This window comes from Paracoccus pantotrophus, from assembly GCF_008824185.1.
Lineage (GTDB): Bacteria > Pseudomonadota > Alphaproteobacteria > Rhodobacterales > Rhodobacteraceae > Paracoccus > Paracoccus pantotrophus.
The window spans coordinates 988,191-1,009,073 of sequence record NZ_CP044423.1 but is presented as its reverse complement, the minus strand read 5'-3'; the positions used below and the strand labels follow the sequence as shown (position 1 = coordinate 1,009,073).

Here is a 20,883-nt window from a genome sequence, read left to right as displayed (position 1 = left end):
TCAGGCGGCTTTCTTCTGCGCGGCGGCGGTGGTCTGGCGGTAATGTTCCTGCGCGGCGGCGACGCCCGAGCCCAGCCGGATCGGCAGGCCCAGATCGGCCATCACCATTTCGGCCGTGGCGATGCCGGACAGCGCCATGGCGTCGGTCAGGCTGCCCAGGTGGCCGATGCGGAACACCTTGCCCGCGACCTGGCCCAGGCCGGTGCCGAAGGCCATGTCATAGGTCTCCAGCGCATGGCTGACGATCAGGTTGGCGTCGAAGCCCTCGGGCACGCGGATGGCACTGACGCTGTCCGAGTAAAGCTCGGGGCGGACGGCGCAGAGCTTCAGCCCCCAGGCATCGACAGCGGCGCGCACGCCGCCGGCGATGCGGCGATGGCGGGCGAAGACGTTCTCCAGCCCCTCGGCCAGCAGCCGCTCGCAGCTGAGGTTCAGCCCGTTGATCAGCCCGACCGGCGGCGTGTAGGGATAGCCGTTGCGGGCATAGCCGGTCGCCATGTCGCGGATGTCGAAGAAGGTGCGCGGCAGGCGCGCGCTTTCGACCGCCGCCATCGCCTTGGGCGAGAAGCCGACGATGGCCAGGCCCGGCGGCAGCATGAAGCCCTTTTGCGAGCCGGTGACGGCGATGTCGACGCCCCATTCGTCCATGCGGAAATCCATCGAGCCGATCGAGGAAACGCCATCGACAAACAGCAGCGCCGGATGCTTGGCCGCGTCCAGCGCGCGGCGGACGGCGGCGATGTCGGATTTCACCCCGGTCGCGGTCTCGTTATGCGTGGCCAGCACGACGCGGATCTCGTGGCCCTTGTCGGCGGTCAGGATTTCCTCGAAGCGGTCGGCGGGGATGCCCTCGCCCCAGGGGGTCTCGACGAAGGTGACGTCGAGCCCGTGGCGCTGGCACATGTCGATCCAGCGATGGCTGAACATGCCGTTGCGCGCCGCCAGCACCTTGTCGCCGGGCGACAGCGTGTTGGTGATCGCGGTTTCCCAGCCGCCGGTGCCAGTCGAGGGGAACAGGAAAACCTGCGCCTGCGTGGTCTTGAGGACTTTCTTCACGCCCTCAAGCGCCGGATGCAGCATCCGGCCGAACACCGGCGAGCGGTGGTCGATGGTGGGCATGTCGACGGCCTTGCGCATCTCCTCGGGGATGTTGGTCGGGCCGGGGATGAAGATCGGGTTCTGGCTGGTCATGGCAATTCCTCCTGCGCTTGTGGACCAAGCTACGTTTTGCTGTCCATTGATGCAATTTTTCTGAAAAATATTTCGCAATCGCGGAAAAATGGCTTAAAGTGACGTTGAATCAGCTGGTTGGTCTTTTCCAAAGCCCAGGGGTCATTTTCAAGAAATTAAAAAAGTTGTCGAAAGGAAAAATTGAATGTCGGTTCAGATCCGCAAAAGGGGCCGCCCGAGGGGCCGTGCCGGCGGTTTGGGCGCCGAGGATTCGGGCGGCATCCGGGCGCTGGACCGGGCGCTGGACATCCTCGACCTGATCGCGGTTTCCAGCGGGTTGACCCTGACCGAGATCGCGCAGCGGCTGGACATGGCGCCCTCGACCGTACACCGGGTTCTGGTGACGCTGGCGGCACGGGGGGTCGCGGAAAGCGACAGCCAGACCCAGGCCTGGCATGTGGGCCCCACGGCCTTTCGCCACGGCTCGGCCTTCATGCGCCGCTCGGGCCTGGTCGAGCGGGCGCGGCCGCTCTTGCGCCGGCTGATGGAGGTGACGGGCGAGACGGCGAACCTGGGCATCCTGAACGGCGACGCGGTGCTGTTCCTGAGCCAGGCCGAGACGCATGAGACGATCCGCGCCTTCTTTCCGCCCGGCACGCGCTCGGCGCTGCATGCCTCGGGGATCGGCAAGGCGCTGCTGGCCCATGCCCGGCCGGCGGACCTGAAGCGCATGATCCGCGAGATGCGGCTGGAGCGGTTCACCGAGATGACCCTGACCGACCCGCAGGCGCTTCTGGACGACCTGGCCCGCATCCGTGCCCGCGGCTATGCTCTGGACAACGAGGAGCGCACCCCCGGCATGCGCTGCATCGCCGCGCCGATCTTCGACCTGGCGGGCGAGGCGGCGGCGGGGATCTCGGTCTCGGGGCCGAGCCTGCGCATGTCGGATGCGCGGCTCGAAGCCATGTCCGAGGCGGTGATCGAGGCCGCGCGCGAGCTTTCCCTGGGCATGGCGCCGGCTTCGCGCGCCGGCGAAAGCGGCTGATTCGTCCAATTGTGGCCCGGAAGGGCTTTCATTCCTGGGAAGAATGCCGGGATTTCCCGGCCTTTTGTGCATTAATCATCGATTCACGTTCAGTTCACGCCGCCCGGCCTAGCTTCGACGCAACCTGTGACCGCGTCCGCCTGCCGGGTCCGAAAGATCCGGCGCGTGTCCTGCAAGGAGCTTCGGCATGGAAGATTTCGTTTCCCGATCCGATTCCGGCTTCGATGGGATGCAGCAATTGCACCCCCGGCCGGGTCGGGAAACGGAGGTGGCGGCGGATCCTGCGGAAGCCGCCGAGATGCCCGGCCTCGCCCCCCGGCTCTATGGCGCCTGCAGCGTCGAGACCTATCGCGCCGCCGGGGCGCTGCATGCCGCGCATCGCGATGCGGGCGGGTTCCTGGATGTGGTGGACCGGTTCGCCACGCCGGATTTCTGGCGCCGGGACGCTGCGGTGAAATCCTGGATCTACGACCGGCAGGCGATGGAACATGCGCCGGGCCGGGACATGGATTCGGTGCGGGTGTTCTATCACGCCGGCCATGGCCGGATGGAGGATGACGGGGTGTTCCACCTGCCGATGGGGGCGCTCTGGACCGGGGCCGACGCCTGCCTGACCTCGGAACGCATGCGGCTGGGCACGGACAGCCTGCGCTATCTGTTCTGGTCCACCAGCCAGTCGCTGCGCGTCGGGCGGGGCTTCAGCCCGCTTTACAGCTGGGCGCGGGCCAATGACGGGCTGCGGATGCTGTTCGGCTTTGATTCGATCTGCTGGGATTCGGGCCGCTATGGCGCGAATTTCTGGCGCCATTGGCAGATGGGCAAGCCCTTTGCGCAGTCCTGGCTGGACAGCGCCTGGGACATCGCGCCCGATCAAAGCCCGGTCGCCTGTGCCTGCGCGCCCGATCGCGAGGCGGCGCTGGCCATGCTGTTCGGCGAGCGGCGCTTCGCGGCGCAGCGCGGCGGGACGCAATGCTGGGCCTGGCGCTGGCACGCGCCGCGGGCGCTTTACCAGCGCGAAGCGGCGCTGACCGAACCGCCGGCCGAGTTCGGCGCCGTGCGGCTGGTGCCGGTGACCGAGGATCGCGCCCTGGCCCGGTCGGTGTTGTCGCGGCTGGGGCTGGGACCGGCGCTGGCGGGCCTTGAGGCGCAGGACGCGGTCTCGGCCGGCCGGGGGGCGCTGCGCTTCCAGCGCCGGCCGGACGGGCATATCCTGCTGGAACTGGAGCCCGGCGCGCCGGGACGCGGCGGCCTGCGCGAGATGCCGCCGCGCCGCGCCCTGGTCAGCCGCGCCCGGTCCGTGCTGCGGTCATACGGCTTTCTGCCGGCGGGGATCGAGCTGGTCTTCGACCGCGTCTCGCTGGCGCTTTCGGCGACGGCCAGCCTGCGCCGGCTGGACGAGCCGCCGGCGGAAAGCCTGGACGAGATCATCGTGCAGTTCCGCCAGGCGATCGACGGCATCCCGGTGCTGACCCCGGATGCCGGCACGCTGCGGCTGGCGATGCGGCCGGACGGCACCGTGCTGCGCATCGAATCGACCCTGCGCCGGGTGGCCGAGCGCATGGCCCCGCGCGCCCATCGCCACGGCCTGCCCGACGACCCGCCGCCGCCTGCCCGGTCCGAGGGCCTGCCCGAGCCCGAGCCGCAGGCGATCACCCGCATCCTGGCGCAGCATTCGGCGCGGCTGATACGCGACCTGGCCGCGCGCGGGGCGGCGCCGCTCAGCCTGCGCATCCTGCCGGGCACCACGGAAATCGGATACGGAATCCGCAGCAACACCGCGCGTCTCGTCGCCCGCCAGGGCATCGAGATCGAATGCGTGCGCGGCTTCCGCAAGCGTTACTGGATCCAGTCTGACCTGGGTGACTGACGATCCGGTAGCCCGGAGGCGGAGGCAGCCGCCTCCGGGCACTTGACTGGCCGCACACTCTTGGCGAGGACTGTCCGAGAGAGGGAGCATGGCGGAATATACCCGCGCCGAGATCGTCCGGCGCATCGCGACGATGGGACGCCTGCACCTGGCCGGGTCCGACCTGGCCGGGCTGGATCTGTCGGGCATGACGCTGGTGGGGGCCGACCTGTCCTATGCCGACCTGACCGAGGCCGACCTGACCGACGCGCAGCTGTCGGATGCAAGCCTGTGGTCGGCCCGCGCGGCGCGGGCGCGGTTTCGCAACGCCAACCTGTCGCGGGCCAGCCTGGGGCTGGCGGACCTGTCCGATGCCGACCTGCGCGGCGCGGTGCTGGAGCGTGCCGACCTGACCGGGGCGCGGCTGGACCGGGCAGACCTGACCGCGGCGCGGCTGCGCGGCGCCTGGCTCGACAGCATGCAGCGGGCGATGGCGATGGGCGCGCCGCCGCTGCGCTATCCGTTGCGGCAACGGCCCATGACCTGCGTGCTGCACGAGGATCACCTCTCGGGCCCCGTGGCCCTGCGCTGCGGCGACCGGCTGGAGATGCATTTGAACAGCCTGTCCGAGGCGGCGGCGCGCGATCCCCGCCTGGCCCGGCTGCAAGGCGCCCCGATCCTTGCCGGTCCCGAACGGCCGCGGCCGGATGCGGGTCCGCCGCTGGTCCTGGCATTTTCCGCCATCGCCCCCGGCCGGGCCCGGCTGGTACTGGATCTGGGCCGGGGCGGGGCGCCCATCGCGGTCGAGGTGCTGGTCTCGCCCTGAAATCCGTGCCCTACAGCCCCGAGCGGGTGATCCCCATCAGCCTGGCCATGCGCAGCGGCGCGACCGGGTAATCCGGTTCGGCCATCAGCTCCAGCGAGAAATCCGGCTCGATCCGGCGCAGGTGGCGCAGCGCGTCGGCGGCGCCCGCCATGTCGCCGCGATGATAGCGCAGCGCCGCCAGGAAGCGCAGCGAGGGCCGGTTGTCCGGGGCAAAGGCAAAGGCGGCCGCGGCCGAGTTCTCGGCATCGCCCAGCCGGTCCAGCCGCAGCTGCACCACGGCCCGGCGCATCAGCCACGAGGCCGGGCCCAGTTCGGCCAGGGCGCCGCGGGCGCCGCGCTCGGTCGCCTCCAGCGCCTCGAGATCGCGGCCGACATCGGTCAGCGCCTGCGACAGCGCATGGCAGGCCAGCTCGTTGTCGGGATCGTTGCGGCAGGCGGCCTGCGCCAGTTCCAGCGCCCCCACCGCATCCCGCCGCCACGAGGCGGAAAGCGAAGCCACCGCCAGCACCGAGGGGTTGGCGGGCGCCAGGTCGCGCGCCTGTCGCGCAAAGGCCTCGGCCTCGTCCGAACAGCGCGCCGGATCCTCGGTCAGCCGCTCGCTGATCAGCGTGTTGCGCAGATAGGAGCGCAGCGCCAGGGCGACGCCGCTCTGCCGTTCCCGCGGCAGCGAGGCAAGGATGCGGTCGGCCGATTCCAGGCGGTCGCGGGAATAGCTGAACACGTCCCAGACCGGGAAGGTCAGCCCCTGCGCCGGCGGTGCGGTCCGCCGCGCCCGGTCGAGCAGGGCCACCGCGATCTGCGCCACCGCATGACGCATGGTCGCGGTCTCGTTGGCGGCGCGGATGGTGAAGCGCCGCGTCCAGCCGCGCGCGCCGGTGGCAAGGTCGCGCATCACCACCATCAGCGAGCAGTCGGTCCCCGCGGCATAGCAGATGGCGCTGATCTGGATGCCGGCCTTCGGCGCCCGCATGTCGGGCCGGTCATCCAGCACCGCCGGGATCATCTCGCAAGCGCGGGCCGCGGCTTCGTTCAGGATCATCTCGCCGATGACATGGGCGCGGCCGTCATTGCTTTCGACCGGCTGCAGGGCCACGACGTAATCGCCGGCGGCCGGCTCGGCGGCGCAGCGGGGCTCGGCGGGAGACGGGGGTGGAGGTGGGGGCGGCGCGGGCCGTTGCAGGATGCTGGGCCCGTCGCAATCCGGCGTCAGCCGCAGGCGCATGTCGCGCAGCCAGGTCTCGAATTCCGGGTCGGGTACGTCGATGTCGGCGGCGAATTCGATCGGCGCGCCGCCGGCATCATAGACCGGGGTCAGGTCGATGCGCAGCCGCTCGGGATCCAGCCCCACCCAGCCGACGCCGGTCAGCAAAAGCCCCTTCTCGGCGCCCAGCGAGGCGCGCAATTCGCGCAGCATCTGCCGCAGGCTGTCAGAGCCGCGCTGCCGGGCCCGCTCGCTCCACAGCAGATCCTGCAACCGCGCCCGGCTGAGGCGCAGGTCCGGTGCCGTGCCCAAAAGCGCCAGCGCGCCACGAGCCTTCTGGCTGCGGGGGGTCAGATCCGCCCCATCGGCGCCGCGCAGGCGCACGGATCCCATCAGACTCAGCGTGGCAGGCATTTGATTCGCCGCATGGCTTCGTTATGGTCGCATATTGATCATAATGCGCTGCGGCCGGCACCGACAACAGCCGCCGCGCGGCATGGCATCGGCGGCAGCGGCGGCAAATCCGCTCCCGGTCGCAGCGGGCACATTGCCTGCGCGGCCCGCCTGCGCTATCGGGGCGTCAAAGCAAAGGGGATCCCGAAGATGACCGAGCAGCGCAAGAGCGGCCTGTCCTATGCCGAGGCCGGAGTGGATATCGACGCGGGCAATGCACTGGTCGAGCGGATCAAGCCCGCCGCCGCCGCCACCCGCCGCCCCGGCGTGATGGAGGGGCTGGGCGGCTTCGGCGCGCTGTTCGATCCGCGTGCTGCCGGCTACCAGGATCCGGTGCTGGTGGCCGCGACCGACGGGGTCGGCACCAAGCTGCGCATCGGCATCGACACGGGCGAGCTGGACGGGCTGGGCATCGACCTGGTGGCGATGTGCGTGAACGACCTGGTCTGCCAGGGTGCCGAGCCGCTGTTCTTCCTGGACTATTTCGCCACCGGCAAGCTGTCGGTCGACGAGGCGGCGCGGGTGGTCAACGGCATCGCCGAGGGCTGCCGCCGCTCGGGCTGCGCGCTGATCGGCGGTGAGACGGCCGAGATGCCGGGCATGTATGCGCGCGGCGATTTCGACCTCGCCGGCTTTGCCGTCGGCGCGATGGAGCGCGGCACTGCCTTGCCGGCAGGCGTCGCGGATGGCGACGTTCTCTTGGGCCTCGCCTCGGACGGGGTGCATTCCAACGGCTTCTCGCTGGTGCGGCGGGTGGCCGACCATGCCGGTCTGGAGTGGAACGCGCCTTCGCCCTTCGGCATGGGCACGCTGGGCCAGGCGCTGCTGGTTCCGACCCGGCTTTACGTGCGTCCCGTCCTGGCCACGATCCGTGCCGGGGGCGTGCATGCGGCGGCCCATATCACCGGCGGCGGCATCACCGAGAACCTGCCGCGCGTCCTGCCCCAGGGGCTGGGGGCCGAGGTCGATCTCGACAGCTTCAGCCTGCCGCCGGTCTTCGACTGGCTGGCCCAGGCGGGCGAGATCGCCGAGCCCGAGATGCTCAAGACCTTCAATTGCGGCATCGGCATGATCCTGGCCGTGGCTGCCGAGCGCGCCGCCGAGCTCGAGGCGCTGCTGAAGGCCGAGGGCGAAACGGTGGTCCGCCTGGGCCATGTCCGGCCCGGCGCGGGCGTGCGCTACTCCGGCCGGCTGCGGTGAAGCGCGTCGCCATCCTGATCTCGGGCGGCGGCTCGAACATGGTCAAGCTGGTCGAATCGATGACCGGCAGCCACCCGGCCCGCCCGGTCGTCGTCGGCTCGAACGACCCGCAGGCGGCCGGGCTCGCCCGGGCCGAGGCCATGGGCGTGCCGAGGTTCGCCATCGACCACCGCGCCTTCGGCGGCGACCGTGCCGCATTCGAGGCGGCGCTGCTGGAACCCTTGCTGGCCGCGCAGCCCGACATCCTTTGCCTCGCCGGTTTCATGCGCATCCTCACCCCGGATTTCGTTCGGCGCTTCCAGGGCCGGATGCTGAACATCCACCCCTCGCTTCTGCCGAAATATCCCGGCCTGCATACGCATCAGCGCGCCATCGATGCCGGCGATGCCGAGGCCGGCGCCACCGTCCACCTGGTCACGCCCGAACTCGACGCCGGCCCGATCCTCGGTCAGGCGCGGGTGCCGGTCCTGCCCGGCGACACGGCCGAGACGCTGGCCGCCCGCGTCCTGGTCCAGGAACACCGGCTCTATCCCGCGGTGCTGCGCCGCTTCGCGCAGGGCAACCGGACGCCGATCACCCTCACCGCAGCGTGAAAAAAGGCGCAGGCCCGCGCCTTTCTCCGTTTTCCAAATACCCTGGGGGTGCGGGGGCAAAGCCCCCGCGGCCGCGCCGCGCTATTTCTCGGGCACCAGCCCCCGTGGCGCAAAGCGCAACACCAGCAGCAGCACCACCCCCAGCGCGATGAAGCGCATATGCGGGGCGCTGCCCAGCAGGTGGTCGCGCAGGGCGCCCGCAGGCAGCGGCCCGGTGACCAGCCGCATCAGCTCGGGGCCCCAGACCTCGGCCTTGATCCACAGGAACCAGACCAGGATCGCTCCCAGCGCCGCGCCCCAGTTGTTGCCCGAGCCGCCGACGATCACCATCACCCAGATCAGGAAGGTATAGCGCAGGGGGTTGAAGCTGTTCGGCGACAAGAGCCCGTCCAGCGTCACCATCATCGCGCCGGCCAGGCCGATCACCGCGCTGCCGATGACGAAGATCTGCAAATGCCGGCGGGTGACGTCCTTGCCCATGGCCTCGGCGGCGGTCTCGTTGTCGCGGATGGCGCGCATCATCCGGCCCCAGGGCGATTTCAGCGCCAGTTCTGCCAGCAGGATCAGCCCCAGCAGCACGATGCCGAACAGGCCCGCGTAAAGCAGCTTGACCCAGATCCCCGAGGCGACGGCCGGGCTCAGCCCCCATTCGGCCGCGCGGGCCACGAAATCGGGACTGTTCTGCAAGTCCAGCTCATAGGGCACCGGGCGCGGGATGCCCGAGACGTTCTTGACCCCGCGCGACAGCCATTCCTCGTTGCGCATCACCGCGACGATGATCTCGCCGATGCCCAGCGTGGCGATGGCCAGATAGTCCGAGCGCAGCCCCAGCGCCACCTTGCCCACGCCCCAGGCGGCCGCGGCGGCGAACAGCGCGCCGACCGGCCAGGACATCAGCACCGGCCAGCCCAACCCGCCGATATTGCCGGCGCGGGCGGAATTGTTCGCCTCGATCGCCATCACCGCCGGATCGAACAGCCAGCGGTAAAGCACGAAGCCCAGCACCAGCACCACGATCAGCGCCGGCACCCGCATCAGCCCCGAGACCCGCTTCCAGGCCTGCGCCGCCAGCACCAGCGTTCCCAGCCCCACCAGCAGGGCCAGGATCAGCCGCGGCCCGCCCGCGGCCCAGGCGCCCTGCACCGGCGCGGTCGAGACCAGCACCGGCGCCAGCCCGCCAAGCGCCAAAAAGCCCACGACACCGGCGTTGAACAGCCCCGCATAGCCCCATTGCATGTTCACACCCAGCGCCATGACGGCCGAGATCAGCCCCATGTTCAGGATGGCCAGCGCTGTGTTCCAGCTGCCCGAGAACAGCGCGTTGCGAAAGCTGCCCTCGGCCAGGAACAGCGCGGCCAGGATCAGGAACAGCACCGGCGCGCGCCAGGGGCTGACCGCTTCGGCTTGACGTGTATTCGACATGGATAAACGCCCTCCTCAGACGGATTTGCCGCGGAACAGGCCGGTCGGCCGGAACAGCAGGACCACGATCAGGATCACGAAGCTGACCGCGAACTTGTATTCGGTGGACAGCAGTTGCAGCAGCCCCTGGGGCTCGAAGCCCAGATAGGTGGCGATCTTGCGCCAGGGATAGGTGACGGCGACCTCCGAGAAGGCGACGATGAAGCCGCCGGCCACCGCACCCAGCGGATTGCCGAGCCCCCCCACGATGGCGGCGGCAAAGATCGGCAGCAGGATCTGGAAATAGTTGAAGACCTTGAAGGACTTGTCTAGGCCGTAAAGCGTGCCCGCCGTCACGGCGAGCGCCGTGGCGATGATCCAGGTCAGGCGCACCACCCGCTCGGGATCGATGCCGGAAAGCAGCGCCAGATCCTCGTTGTCGGAATAGGCGCGCATCGCCTTGCCGGCGCGCGAGCGGTTCAGGAAGCGGAACAGCGCCCAGCAGGCCAGCGCCGTCACCACCAGCGTCAGCACCTGGCTGACGCGCAGCGACAGCCCCTCGGAAAGCCCGGTCCAGGCGCGGAACTGCTGCACGCTGACCAGGAAGCGCGCGCCGTCGTCGAAGCGGATCTCGTCCACGCCGATGATCAGACGGGTCAGCCCGTTCATGATGAACATGACCCCGACCGAGGCCATGACCAGGATGATCGGGGCCGAGCGCTTGCTGCGATAGAAGCGATAGACCGCACGGTCGGTGCCCAGGATGAACACTGCGGTCAGCGCGATGCCGACGGGCAGGGCGATCAGCGCGGTCGGCAACGGGCCCAGGCCGATGCCGATGGATTGCAGCCCCCAGGTGATCAGGATCACCAGCGCGGCGCCGAAGGCCATGGTGTCGCCATGGGCGAAGTTGGAAAAGCGCAGGATGCCGTAGATCAGCGTCACCCCCAGCGCGCCGAGCGCCAGCTGCGCGCCATAGGAGGCGGCGGGGATCACCACGAAGTTCAGGATGGCCACGAGGGCGTTCAGCATGTCCATCTTCAGCCCCCCAGGAAGGTGCGGCGGACCTCGGGATCGGCCAGAAGCGCCTGCCCGCTGTCGGTGTAACGGTTGGCGCCCTGCACCAGCACATAGCCGATATCGGCGATCTCCAGCGCCTGCCGGGCGTTCTGCTCGACCATCAGGATGGAAATGCCGGTGCGGGCGACCTCGATGATACGGTCGAACAGTTCGTCCATGACGATGGGGCTGACGCCCGCCGTCGGCTCGTCCAGCATCAAGAGGCTGGGCTTGGTCATCAGCGCCCGGCCGACGGCGACCTGCTGGCGCTGGCCGCCCGACAGCTCGCCCGCGTTCTGCTTGCGCTTGTCGGCCACGGCGGGGAACAGCTCATAGACCTGGGCCATGGTGTCGCGGTAATCATCCTCGCGGATGAAGGCGCCCATTTCCAGGTTCTCCTCGACCGTCATGGTCGGGAAGATGTTGTGGGTCTGCGGCACGAAGCCCATGCCCTTGCGCACCCGCTCCTGCGGCGTCAGATGGGTGATGTCCTCGCCGGCCAGCGTGACCTGGCCCTCGCGCAGGTGCAGCATGCCGAAGACGGCTTTCATTGCGGTGGATTTGCCGGCGCCGTTCGGGCCGACGATCACCGCGATCTGCCCCTTGTCCACGGTAAGCGTGCAGCCGTTCAGGATGTCGGCCTTGCCATAGCCGCCGCGCATGGCGGTGGCGGAAAGATAGGGCTCTGCCATCACATCTCCCCCGCTGGCTTGCCGTCGCCGCCGCGGCCGGCCTCGGCGCCAAGGCCGGGCTGGGCGCCGTGGCTTTCGCCGAAGGCGGCCTCCTCGGCCACTTCGGCCGCGACCTTGTTCTTCAGGCCGGTGCCCAGATAGGCCTCGATCACCGCCTCGTTCTTCATGATGCTGTCGGCCGAGCCCTCGGCCAGCACCTGGCCCGCCGCCATGACGATCACCGGGTCGCAAAGCCGGCCGATGAAATCCATGTCATGCTCGATCACGCAGAAGGTATAGCCGCGCTCCTTGTTCAGCCGCACGATGGCATCGCCGATGGTGCCCAGCAGCGTACGGTTCACCCCGGCGCCGACCTCGTCCAGGAAGACGATCTTGGCATCCACCATCATGGTGCGGCCCAGTTCCAGCAGCTTCTTCTGCCCGCCGGACAGGTTGCCGGCCTTTTCGTCGGCGAGATGGGAAATGGTCAGGAACTCAAGCACTTCATCGGCCTTCTTGCGAAGCGCGCGTTCCTCCTCGCGGATGCGGCCGCGGCGGAACCAGGTATTGACCAGCGTCTCGCCGCATTGGCTGCCGGGCACCATCATCAGGTTCTCGCGTACCGTCATCGAGGAAAACTCGTGCGCCAGCTGGAAGGTGCGCAGCAGCCCCTTGTGGAACAGCTCGTGCGGCGGCAGGCCGGTGATGTCCTCGCCCGCCATGGTCACGCGGCCGGCGGTCGGTTTCAAAACCCCGGCGATCACGTTGAAAAGAGTGGATTTTCCGGCGCCATTCGGGCCGATCAATCCGGTGATCGAGCCCGTCTCGATCATCAGGCTGGCGCCATCGACGGCGCGGAAGCCTCCGAAATGCTTATGCAGGTCGTGGACCTGGATCATAGTGCTCCCCACCTTCATGCGTTGCATGAAGAATTTCCCTTACGGGATTGTTCTTGATTGTGAAAAGGGTCCGGAGACCGGACCCTTTCCGCGACCTGCGTGTCTTAGCGATAGCCTACGACGTTCAGCTTGCCGCCCTTGAAGTCGACCTCGCGATAGACGCCGGCGCTTTCGCCCGGCTCGATCAGTTCGACCGAGGTGGCGCCGACATAGTCGATGTCCTGGCCCGCCGCGAGCAGTTCCAGCCCCTTGGCCAGTTCGCCGGGATAGATCTTCTCGCCCGGCTCGTTGGCGACTTCCATCACCTTGTCCTTGTAGACCTTGGGGTCCGAGGACTGGGCGGCCTGCATGGCCAGCAGCATCAGCGCGGCGGCGTCATAGGATTCGCCGGCATAGGCCGAGGTGCCGTCGAAGCCGGCTTCCTTGGCGAGCGCGTCGAATTTTTCCTGCCCTTCGCCTTCGGCCGAGGGGTTCTGGCCGAACGAGGTTTCCAGCTGGGTGCCGAACTTCTCGACCAGCACGTTGTTCACCATGCCGTCGGGCAGCACGAAGGTATCGAAGGCGCCGGTGTCGAGCGAGCCCTGGATGACGCCCGAACCGCCCTGGTCGGCATAGCCCGCCACGACCAGCGCATCGCCGCCGGCGGCGGCAAGCGCCGCGACTTCGGCCGAATAGTCGGCCTTGCCGTCGTCATGGGCCGAGACCACGGTCACGGTGCCGCCCTTGGCCTTGTAGGCATCGGCGAAGCTGTCGGCCAGGCCCTTGCCGTAATCGTTGTTGGTATAGGTGACGGCGACGCTGTTGATGCCGCGCTCCAGCACGATATCGGCCATGACTTCGCCCTGGCGCGCGTCCGAGGGCGAGGTGCGGAAGAAGAAGCCCTTGTCGTCGATGGTCGAAAGCGCCGGCGAGGTCGCCGAGGGCGAGATCATCACCACGCCCTGCGGCACGCCGACCTGTTCGAGCGAGGCGATGGTTTCGCCCGAGCACATGCCGCCCATCACGCCCTTGACGCCGTCGGCGGTCACCAGGCGGGTGACGGCCGCAACCGAGGCGGCCGCGTCGGTGCAGGTATTGTCCGCGACCACCGGGGTCACGGTCGAGCCGTCCAGCAGCTTGCCGCTGTCCGAGACCTCCTTCATCGCCAGTTCCGCGCCTTTCTGCATTGCCGGCGAGATCGATTCCAAGGGCCCGGTCAGGCCCAGCGAAATGCCCATCTTGATTTCCTCGGCGCCGGCGGCACCGGCAAGCAAGGCTCCGGCGGCGCTGGCCAGAAGAAGCTTTTTCATCAGTCGTCTCCCTGAGTGGAACATTGTCCTGTCTGACAGGTTATAAGCGCGCGAATGAAAAGAAAAGCATGTTGGCGACTGGACAAAGCGGCAGATCCGGCACTTGCCGCAGCGGAAGTTCGTCTAGCCCGCGCCGGCCGCGCCGCGTTCGCGATAGGGGGTACAGCCATAGGTCGCGCGATAGCATTTCGAGAAATGCGCCGCCGAGGCGAAGCCGCAGGCCAGGGCGATCTCCATCACGCTCATCGGGGTCTGCAGCAGCAGGTGGCGCGCCCGTTCCAGCCGCAGTTCCATGTAGTGCCGCTTGGGCGAGCGGCCCAGATGGCGCGCGAACAGCCGTTCCAGCTGGCGCGGCGACAGGCCCGCCTCGGCCGCCAGGCGGGCCGGGCTGACGGGATCCTCGATATTGGCCTCCATCCGGGCCAGCACCTGCGCCAGCCGGGGGTGGCGCGCGCCGATCCGGGCCGGGCTGGACAGGCGCTGCTGGTCCTCCTCCGAGCGGATGGCGGTGTGGATCATCTGATCGGCCACGCGATTGGCCAGTTCCGCGCCGTGGTCGCGGGCGATCTGGCGCAGCATCAGGTCGATGGCGGCGGTGCCCCCGGCGGCGGTCAGCCGGTTGCCGTCCTCGACGAAGACGGTGCGGATCAGGGTGACATCGGGGAATTTCTCGGCGAACCCGTCCTGGTTCTCCCAATGGATCGTGGCACGGCGACCGTCCAGAAGCCCGGCCTCGGCCAGCACCCAGGCGCCGGTGCAAAGCGCGCCGATGCGGGTGCCGCGCCGCGCCTCGCGCCTGAGCCAGGCCAGCACCGGCCGCGTCGCCGCCCGCGCCACGTCCAGCCCGCCGCAGACCAGCACCGTGTCGCCGCGCCGGGTCTCGGAGAGCGGGCCGTCCAGCAGGATGCGCGTCCCGTTCGAGCAAAGCGCGGTCTCGCCCTGTTCCCCGATCAGCCGCCATTCGTAAAGCGGCTGGCCGGAAAGCCGGTTGGCCAGCCGCAAGGGCTCGATGGCGGCGGCGAAAGAGACCATGGTGAAACGGTCCAGCAACAGGAAGACATAGCGCAGCGCGGGGGCCGGATCGGGCCCAGGAACGGGGGGGGCTGCTGGATCGAGCTCTGGCATGTCGGTCGCGCATCTGGAATTCGCGGCAGATCAGCAGGCAATCGCGCCGCGCGCAAGGCTTTTCCTTTGGTCCTGCACCCTCTATATGGCAGGCAGCGCATGCATGAAGGATAGGATCATGGCACCGACGAATTCCAGTTCCGCGACCCCGGCAAAGGCATGGGACAAGCGTGGCTGGCGCGCCTATCCGCGCGTCCAGATGCCCGACTATCCCGATCAGCCCGCCGTCGCCGCCGTCGAGGCGCAACTGGCCAAATACCCGCCGCTGGTCTTTGCCGGCGAGGCGCGGCGGCTGAAAGCCTCGCTGGGCGAGGTGGCGGCCGGCCGCGCCTTCCTGCTGCAGGGCGGCGACTGCGCCGAAAGCTTTGCCGAATTTTCGGCCGACAACATTCGCGACACCTTCAAGGTCATGCTGCAAATGGCCGTGGTTCTGACCTGGGGCGCGCAGCTGCCGGTGGTCAAGGTCGGCCGCATGGCGGGCCAGTTCGCCAAGCCGCGCTCGGCCCCGACCGAGAAGATGGGCGAGCAGGAGCTGCCCAGCTATCGCGGCGACATCATCAACGGCTTCGACTTCACCCCCGAGGCGCGCATTCCCGATCCGCAGCGCATGCTGGCGGCCTATACCCAGGCCGCGGCCTCGCTGAACCTGCTGCGCGCCTTCTCGACCGGCGGCTATGCCGACATCCACCGGGTGCAAAGCTGGATCAGCGATTTCACCGGCGGCGAGGAAGCGGCGCGCTATCGCGATATCGCCGACCGGATCAGCGACGCCATGGCCTTCATGGCTGCGGCGGGCGTGACCTCGGAAACCGCGCATGAGCTGGGCCAGGTGGATTTCTACACCAGCCACGAGGCCCTGCTGCTGGAATACGAAGAGGCGCTGGCGCGGATCGATTCCACCACCGGCCTGCCGGTCGCCGGTTCGGGCCACATGATCTGGATCGGCGATCGCACCCGCCAGGTCGACGGCGCCCATGTCGAATTCTGCCGCGGCGTGCAGAACCCGATCGGGCTGAAATGCGGCCCCTCGATCAGCGAGGGCGACCTCAAGGCGCTGATTGCCCGGCTGAACCCGGAAAACGAGCCGGGCCGGCTGACGCTGATCGCCCGCTTCGGCGCCGGCACGGTCGGCGACCACCTGCCGCGGCTGATCAAGGCGGTGCGCGAGGAAGGCGCCAACGTCGTCTGGTCCTGCGACCCGATGCATGGCAACACCATCAAGTCGGCCTCGGGCTACAAGACCCGGCCCTTCGATTCGGTGCTGCGCGAGGTGCGCGAGTTCTTCGCCGTCCATCGCGCCGAGGGCACCATCCCCGGCGGCGTGCATTTCGAGATGACCGGCCAGGATGTCACCGAATGCATCGGCGGCGTGCGCGCGGTCACGGACGAGGATCTGTCGAACCGCTATCACACCGCCTGCGATCCGCGGCTGAACGCCAGCCAGTCGCTGGAACTGGCCTTCCTGGTGGCCGAGGAACTGCGCAACCGCCGCATCAATGGCACGAGCAAGCAGGCCAAGGCCGGCTGATCCCCGGCGATGATCGGAAAAAAGGGCGGCGGGCCTTGGCTCTGCCGCCTTTTTCATGCGCGCATGGGCCGGCCCATGCCCGATCCGGGGATCAGGCCGGGAATCAGGGACGGGGGCCGGGCCGCCTTGGCGGCTTGTCGTTGCGGATCAGGCGGAAACGCGCGCGGCGTTCCTCGGGGCTGGCATCGCGGGGCAGGGGGGCGCCGGCATCGGCGGGCGGCGCGCCGTTCCAGCGCGGTGCCGGTTCGGCAAATCCCGGCCGCGAGGGCGAGGGCTCCAGCACCCTGGCGCCCGGAATGACCGGGGAGACAATGTCCGAAAGCAGGTCGAAGCGGCGCGGCGCCGCGCCGATCCGGCCCTCGGCGACCAGGCAGCCAAGCGCCCGGGTCACGTCCCCCAGGTCCGAGCGCAGCGGCAAGAGCAGCATTCGCCCTTCTAGCGCCGGGCGGCCATAGCCGGCGGGCGAGGCCAGCGCGATCTCGGCGATCTGCGGGGCGCGGAACACGCTTTCCAGCACGTCCGACAGCCGGCCCCGCGAACTGGTGTGCAAAAACGCGCAAAGCGGCATGCCCCGCACCTCCATCCCCATCAGGTCGACAAGATGCCGCCCGGCCAAGCGGAACCGGGCAGCACCCGGCGCGATGCGTTCCAGGATGAAGGCATAGTCCAGCGAACGGCGGATGCCGCGCGGCTCGACATCGGCGCGGTCGGGAATGGCGCGGCCATGGCGTAGCCCTTCCCAGTAGCCGCGCAATTCGCCCAAGATGCGCTCGAGCTGGACGGGTTCGTAATCGGCCAGATGCAGCAGCTTGCCGGGCCGAGGCCGAGGCGAATCGGCTCCGTGCGGGGAATCCCCGTCCTCTCCGTGGTCGTTCGCCATCCGTCCCGGCCTTACCTGTCACCCACGAAACCAGCCCTTGCCGCAAATCTAGACCTTTCCCTTCCGGCTGCCGAGCGAATTCTTTACCGCTGGTTAAGAGGTCGCCCCGCGGTGCGGGCTTGACCCTGCTGGCGGGCGGGGCCATTCAGGCGGCGCTGGAATGCGGGGAACAAGGCGGAGAAGGATGGAGCGCAGCGGACTTCTGGTGATCCTGTCCTCGCCCTCGGGGGCGGGGAAATCGACGCTGGCGCGGCGGCTGATGGACTGGGATCCCGGCCTGCGCTTTTCCGTCTCGGCCACGACACGCAAGCCGCGCCCCGGCGAGGTCGAGGGCGAGCATTACTATTTCCGCAGCCCCGAGCAGTTCCGCGCCATGGTCGCCGCAGGCGAGATGCTGGAACATGCCGAGGTCTTCGGCAATTTCTACGGCACCCCCCGCGGCCCGGTCGAAGAGGCGATGCGCGCCGGGCGCGACACGCTGTTCGACGTGGACTGGCAGGGCGGCCAGCAGATCCGCGCCTCGTCGCTGGGCGGACATGTGATCTCGATCTTCGTGCTGCCGCCCAGCCTGCGCGAACTCGAGCGGCGGCTGGTCGGGCGCCAGCAGGACGCGCCCGAGGTGATCGCCGCGCGCATGCGCAAGAGCCGCGACGAGATCAGCCATTGGGCGGAATACGACTATGTCATCGTCAACGATGACCTGGACCGCAGCGCCGAGGCGCTCAAGACCATCCTGCGGGCCGAGCGGATGCGCCGCGCCCGGCAGGTGGGGCTGGGCCCCTTCGTCCGCGCGCTCATGGAGGAGGAAAGCGCATGATCTGGGAACTGGACGGCATCGCGCCGCAAATCGCCGACGATGCCTGGGTGGCGCCGGATGCGCAGCTGATGGGCAGGATCGTGCTGGAGCCGGGCGCCAGCGTCTGGTTCGGCGCCGTGCTGCGCGGCGACAACGAGGAGATCCGCGTCGGCCGCAACTCGAACGTGCAGGATCTGACGGTCTGCCATACCGACATCGGCTATCCGCTGAGCATCGGCGCGAACTGCACCATCGGCCACCGCGCCATCCTGCACGGCTGCACCATCGAGGACGGCGCGCTGATCGGCATGGGCGCGATCATCCTGAACGGGGCGCGGATCGGCGCCGGCTCGCTGATCGGCGCCGGGGCGCTGATCGCCGAGAACAAGGTGATCCCGCCCGGCTCGCTGGTCATGGGGGCGCCGGGCAAGGTGGTGCGCGAACTGGACGAGGCAGCACGCGCGCGGCTGCTGCAATCGGCCGAGGGCTATCACCGCAACGCCGCCCGCTTTCGCCAGGGGCTGGCGCAGGTCGCGCGCGGATGATCGAAGAGCGGCTGCACGCCCTGCTGCGCGGCGTGCCGGTGGCGATGCTGGCGGTGGACAGCCATGCGCGCATCATCGGCGCCAATGAGGCGGCCGAGGCGCTTTTGGGCGCGGTGCCGGGCGGGCGGCCCTTTGTCACCGTGCTGCGCCATCCCGAAGTGAATGCCGCGCTGGATGCCGTGCTGGCCGGGCAGGAGCGGGCGCAGCTGGCCGTCACCCTGGGCGCGGCCGACCGGCGGGTGTTCTGCGAGGTGACGGTCACGGCCCTGCGGGCGCCGGGGCTGCTGGGCGCGGCGGTGGCGATCGTGGACCGCTCGCGCGACGAGGAAACCGAGCAGATGCGCCGCGATTTCGTCGCCAATGTCAGCCACGAGCTGCGGACGCCGCTGACCGCGCTGATGGGTTTCATCGAGACCTTGCGCGGCCCGGCCCGCAACGATCCGGCCGCGCGCGACCGTTTCCTCGACATCATGGAGCGCGAGGCGGGGCGGATGAACCGGCTGGTGGCCGACCTTCTGTCGCTGAGCCGGGTCGAGCAGGACGAGCGCCGCCGCCCGGCGCAGAACCTGGACCTGGCCGGGCTCTTGCGCAGCGTGGTGGCGACGCTGGCGCCCGCGGCCACCGCTGCCGGGGTGCGGCTGGAGTTGCAGGCACCGGCCGGCAAGGTGCCGGTGCCCGGCGATGCCGACCAGCTGGTGCAGGTGTTTCACAACCTGGTCGAGAATGCGGTGAAATACGGCGGCGCCGGCGGGGTGGTGACGGTGACGCTGGAGCGGCTGGCGCATGAGCCGGTGCTGCGCGGCCCGGCCTGGGCGGTCTGCGTCGCCGACCAGGGAGAGGGGATCGAGCCCCAGCACCTGCCGCGGCTGACCGAGCGGTTCTATCGCGTCGACACGCATCGCTCGCGCGAGCAGGGCGGCACCGGGCTGGGCCTGGCCATCGTCAAGCATATCGTGAACCGGCATCGCGGCCGGCTGCGCATCGAAAGCGAGCGCGGGCAGGGCAGCCGCTTCACCGTCATCCTGCCCGAACAGATCGGCCGGATCTGAAGCGGCGGGGCAGCTGAGCTTCGGCACCGGCAAGGTCGGCGCGGGTTCGCCGGCCGGCATCCTCCCGCGGCGTCCATTGCCATGGGGCGGGCGCATCGGTCTTCAGATCGCGTTCAGCATCGACTTTATCACATCGGCCGGCAGCGCGGGATGCACCGCCAGCTTGAGCGTGCGCCTGCCCTTGCGCGGGATCAGCAGCGCGCAGCGCGTGGCCAGGGCCTGCGACCGCTTGGCCGAACAATCGGCAATCACCCCCGCGCGCCAGCGGGAATGCGGGCCGAAGCGCATGACGCTTTCGATGGCGCCGGGCACGTAGCCCTTGGTTTCGGCCGAATCGATCAGGGCGTCATGGATGATGGGGGGCAGGTACATGGGGGATGAAGCTTGGAGTTAACATTTTAATGTAAATTGTTAATCCTTGCCGCCGCCGATGAGTATATGCCCTTTTGAACAGGTCTGCCATACAAGCTTTGCGCGTATGGCGGCCGGCCGGCTCGACCCCCGGCCGAAAGGGGCCGGATCCTGTCCGGAAACGGTCGGATCCGGCCTTGAAACGGCAGCATCACCGGGCCCACGCGCTGCCATGGCGGGCCGAATCGGTACCGTCTTCGGGCCGGGCCTTCGGGCTGGCGGATGCTCAGGGCGTGATCAGGATCGGCGTGCCGTCGCGCACCATGGCATAGACATCCTCGATCTCGGCATCGGTGACGGCGATGCAGCCGGCGGTCCAGTCGGGTCTCTGCCTGGAGAGGGCGCGGCCCTCCGGCCCCTGGCCGTGGATGAAGATGTCGCTGCCCGCGCTGCGGCCCAGCTCGGCGGCCTGCATCGAGTCATGCGGATTGGGATAGGAGATACCGACGGACAGGTGATAGCGGCTGTCGGGATTGCGGCGGTCGATATAGTAAAGCCCTTCGGGGGTGCGGCCGTCGCCCTCGAACTGCTTGTGGCCGACGGGCTCGTTGCCCAGCCCGATGCGATAGGCCTTCAGCACCGTGTTGCCGTTCAGCAGCAGCATCTGCCGCGCGCCCTTGTTGACCACGACCTGCGTCACGGGCGGGCCGGAATAGCTCTTGAACTTGCTGGGGCCGCAGGCCGCCAACCCAAGCAAAAGCCCCAATGCGACGATACGTCCCAGCCAGCCCGTCATCCTGTCCTGCCCCTCGATCCGGTGTTTTGGCCATTTTGCCCCCCAGCGACCGGCCGGGCAATGCAGCCTGGCTTCACGAAATCCTGATGCGGCGTGCCCGGCCCGTGGCAGATTTGCCAGCGCCTCGGAATCGCTGGGCTTTCCTGTTGCGAGAAACGCG

General features: G+C 69.0%; 20 protein-coding genes. 9 read left to right on the top strand and 11 right to left on the bottom strand.

Going from position 1 to position 20,883, the window contains the following annotated elements:
- A complete protein-coding gene (bhcA, locus tag ESD82_RS04845) occupies positions 1-1,191 on the bottom strand; it encodes an L-aspartate--glyoxylate aminotransferase BhcA (protein ID WP_147428864.1) in 1,191 nt (396 codons plus the stop codon).
- A gap of 184 nt (positions 1,192-1,375) precedes the next feature.
- On the opposite strand from bhcA, the gene bhcR reads away from it, so the two are divergent.
- The 3 genes from bhcR (at position 1,376) to ESD82_RS04830 (ending at position 4,887) form a co-directional block, all read left to right on the top strand.
- Positions 1,376-2,215 carry an HTH-type transcriptional regulator BhcR gene (gene bhcR / locus ESD82_RS04840; RefSeq protein WP_147428865.1) on the top strand — a complete coding sequence of 280 codons (840 nt, stop codon included), beginning with the start codon at positions 1,376-1,378 and terminating at the stop codon, positions 2,213-2,215.
- Positions 2,216-2,483: 268 nt separating this feature from the next.
- Complete coding sequence (locus tag ESD82_RS04835; RefSeq protein WP_147428866.1) at positions 2,484-4,082, top strand: DUF6345 domain-containing protein; 1,599 nt, start codon at positions 2,484-2,486, stop codon at positions 4,080-4,082.
- An 88-nt stretch (positions 4,083-4,170) separates the two neighbouring features.
- Positions 4,171-4,887, top strand: a complete 717-nt coding sequence (locus ESD82_RS04830) for a pentapeptide repeat-containing protein (RefSeq protein WP_024844785.1) — start codon at positions 4,171-4,173, stop codon at positions 4,885-4,887.
- Between the two features lie 10 nt (positions 4,888-4,897).
- Here the strand turns inward: ESD82_RS04830 and ESD82_RS04825 are convergent, their stop codons facing one another.
- A complete protein-coding gene (locus ESD82_RS04825; RefSeq protein WP_231486797.1) occupies positions 4,898-6,481 on the bottom strand; it encodes an SARP family transcriptional regulator in 1,584 nt (527 codons plus the stop codon).
- 210 nt (positions 6,482-6,691) lie between these two features.
- Between ESD82_RS04825 and purM the strand changes: the two genes are divergently transcribed.
- Together purM and purN are read left to right on the top strand one after the other, a co-directional pair.
- A complete protein-coding gene (gene purM / locus ESD82_RS04820) occupies positions 6,692-7,741 on the top strand; it encodes a phosphoribosylformylglycinamidine cyclo-ligase (protein ID WP_147428867.1) in 1,050 nt (349 codons plus the stop codon).
- Positions 7,738-8,334 (top strand): phosphoribosylglycinamide formyltransferase, encoded by a 597-nt coding sequence (gene purN / locus ESD82_RS04815; protein WP_024844782.1) that lies wholly within the window; start codon positions 7,738-7,740, stop codon positions 8,332-8,334. The genes purM and purN overlap by 4 nt, the downstream gene beginning before the upstream one ends.
- Before the next feature lie 81 nt (positions 8,335-8,415).
- Here purN and ESD82_RS04810 read toward each other — a convergent pair whose 3' ends face one another.
- The 6 genes from ESD82_RS04810 to ESD82_RS04785 form a co-directional block, all read right to left on the bottom strand.
- A complete protein-coding gene (locus tag ESD82_RS04810) occupies positions 8,416-9,756 on the bottom strand; it encodes a branched-chain amino acid ABC transporter permease (protein ID WP_147428868.1) in 1,341 nt (446 codons plus the stop codon).
- A gap of 15 nt (positions 9,757-9,771) precedes the next feature.
- Positions 9,772-10,773: a branched-chain amino acid ABC transporter permease gene (locus ESD82_RS04805; RefSeq protein ID WP_024844780.1), complete on the bottom strand. Its 1,002-nt coding sequence runs from the start codon at positions 10,771-10,773 to the stop codon at positions 9,772-9,774.
- 2 nt (positions 10,774-10,775) lie between these two features.
- Positions 10,776-11,486, bottom strand: coding sequence for an ABC transporter ATP-binding protein (locus ESD82_RS04800; protein WP_024844779.1), 711 nt, complete (start codon positions 11,484-11,486; stop codon positions 10,776-10,778).
- Entirely contained in the window at positions 11,486-12,364 is an 879-nt protein-coding gene (locus ESD82_RS04795; protein ID WP_024844778.1) for an ABC transporter ATP-binding protein, read from the bottom strand. The genes ESD82_RS04800 and ESD82_RS04795 overlap by 1 nt, the downstream gene beginning before the upstream one ends.
- 104 nt (positions 12,365-12,468) lie before the next feature.
- Positions 12,469-13,653, bottom strand: a complete 1,185-nt coding sequence (locus ESD82_RS04790) for an ABC transporter substrate-binding protein (protein WP_024844777.1) — start codon at positions 13,651-13,653, stop codon at positions 12,469-12,471.
- Positions 13,654-13,776: 123 nt separating this feature from the next.
- Positions 13,777-14,778: a GlxA family transcriptional regulator gene (locus ESD82_RS04785; protein ID WP_147428869.1), complete on the bottom strand. Its 1,002-nt coding sequence runs from the start codon at positions 14,776-14,778 to the stop codon at positions 13,777-13,779.
- Positions 14,779-14,896: 118 nt separating this feature from the next.
- On the opposite strand from ESD82_RS04785, the gene ESD82_RS04780 reads away from it, so the two are divergent.
- Positions 14,897-16,306 carry a class II 3-deoxy-7-phosphoheptulonate synthase gene (locus tag ESD82_RS04780; protein ID WP_036747694.1) on the top strand — a complete coding sequence of 470 codons (1,410 nt, stop codon included), beginning with the start codon at positions 14,897-14,899 and terminating at the stop codon, positions 16,304-16,306.
- A gap of 103 nt (positions 16,307-16,409) precedes the next feature.
- Here ESD82_RS04780 and ESD82_RS04775 read toward each other — a convergent pair whose 3' ends face one another.
- Positions 16,410-17,186 carry a PAS domain-containing protein gene (locus tag ESD82_RS04775; RefSeq protein ID WP_147428870.1) on the bottom strand — a complete coding sequence of 259 codons (777 nt, stop codon included), beginning with the start codon at positions 17,184-17,186 and terminating at the stop codon, positions 16,410-16,412.
- A 184-nt stretch (positions 17,187-17,370) separates the two neighbouring features.
- On the opposite strand from ESD82_RS04775, the gene gmk reads away from it, so the two are divergent.
- From gmk to ESD82_RS04760, 3 genes are read left to right on the top strand one after another with little or no spacing between them, the layout of a single operon-like run.
- A complete protein-coding gene (gene gmk / locus ESD82_RS04770) occupies positions 17,371-18,003 on the top strand; it encodes a guanylate kinase (protein ID WP_024844773.1) in 633 nt (210 codons plus the stop codon).
- Positions 18,000-18,527, top strand: coding sequence for a gamma carbonic anhydrase family protein (locus tag ESD82_RS04765; RefSeq protein WP_147428871.1), 528 nt, complete (start codon positions 18,000-18,002; stop codon positions 18,525-18,527). The genes gmk and ESD82_RS04765 overlap by 4 nt, the downstream gene beginning before the upstream one ends.
- A complete protein-coding gene (locus ESD82_RS04760; RefSeq protein ID WP_147428872.1) occupies positions 18,524-19,576 on the top strand; it encodes an ATP-binding protein in 1,053 nt (350 codons plus the stop codon). The genes ESD82_RS04765 and ESD82_RS04760 overlap by 4 nt, the downstream gene beginning before the upstream one ends.
- Before the next feature lie 102 nt (positions 19,577-19,678).
- Here ESD82_RS04760 and ESD82_RS04755 read toward each other — a convergent pair whose 3' ends face one another.
- A complete protein-coding gene (locus tag ESD82_RS04755; RefSeq protein ID WP_024844770.1) occupies positions 19,679-19,948 on the bottom strand; it encodes a hypothetical protein in 270 nt (89 codons plus the stop codon).
- Between the two features lie 265 nt (positions 19,949-20,213).
- Entirely contained in the window at positions 20,214-20,723 is a 510-nt protein-coding gene (locus ESD82_RS04750; RefSeq protein WP_147428873.1) for a L,D-transpeptidase family protein, read from the bottom strand.
- Positions 20,724-20,883: the final 160 nt, after the last annotated feature.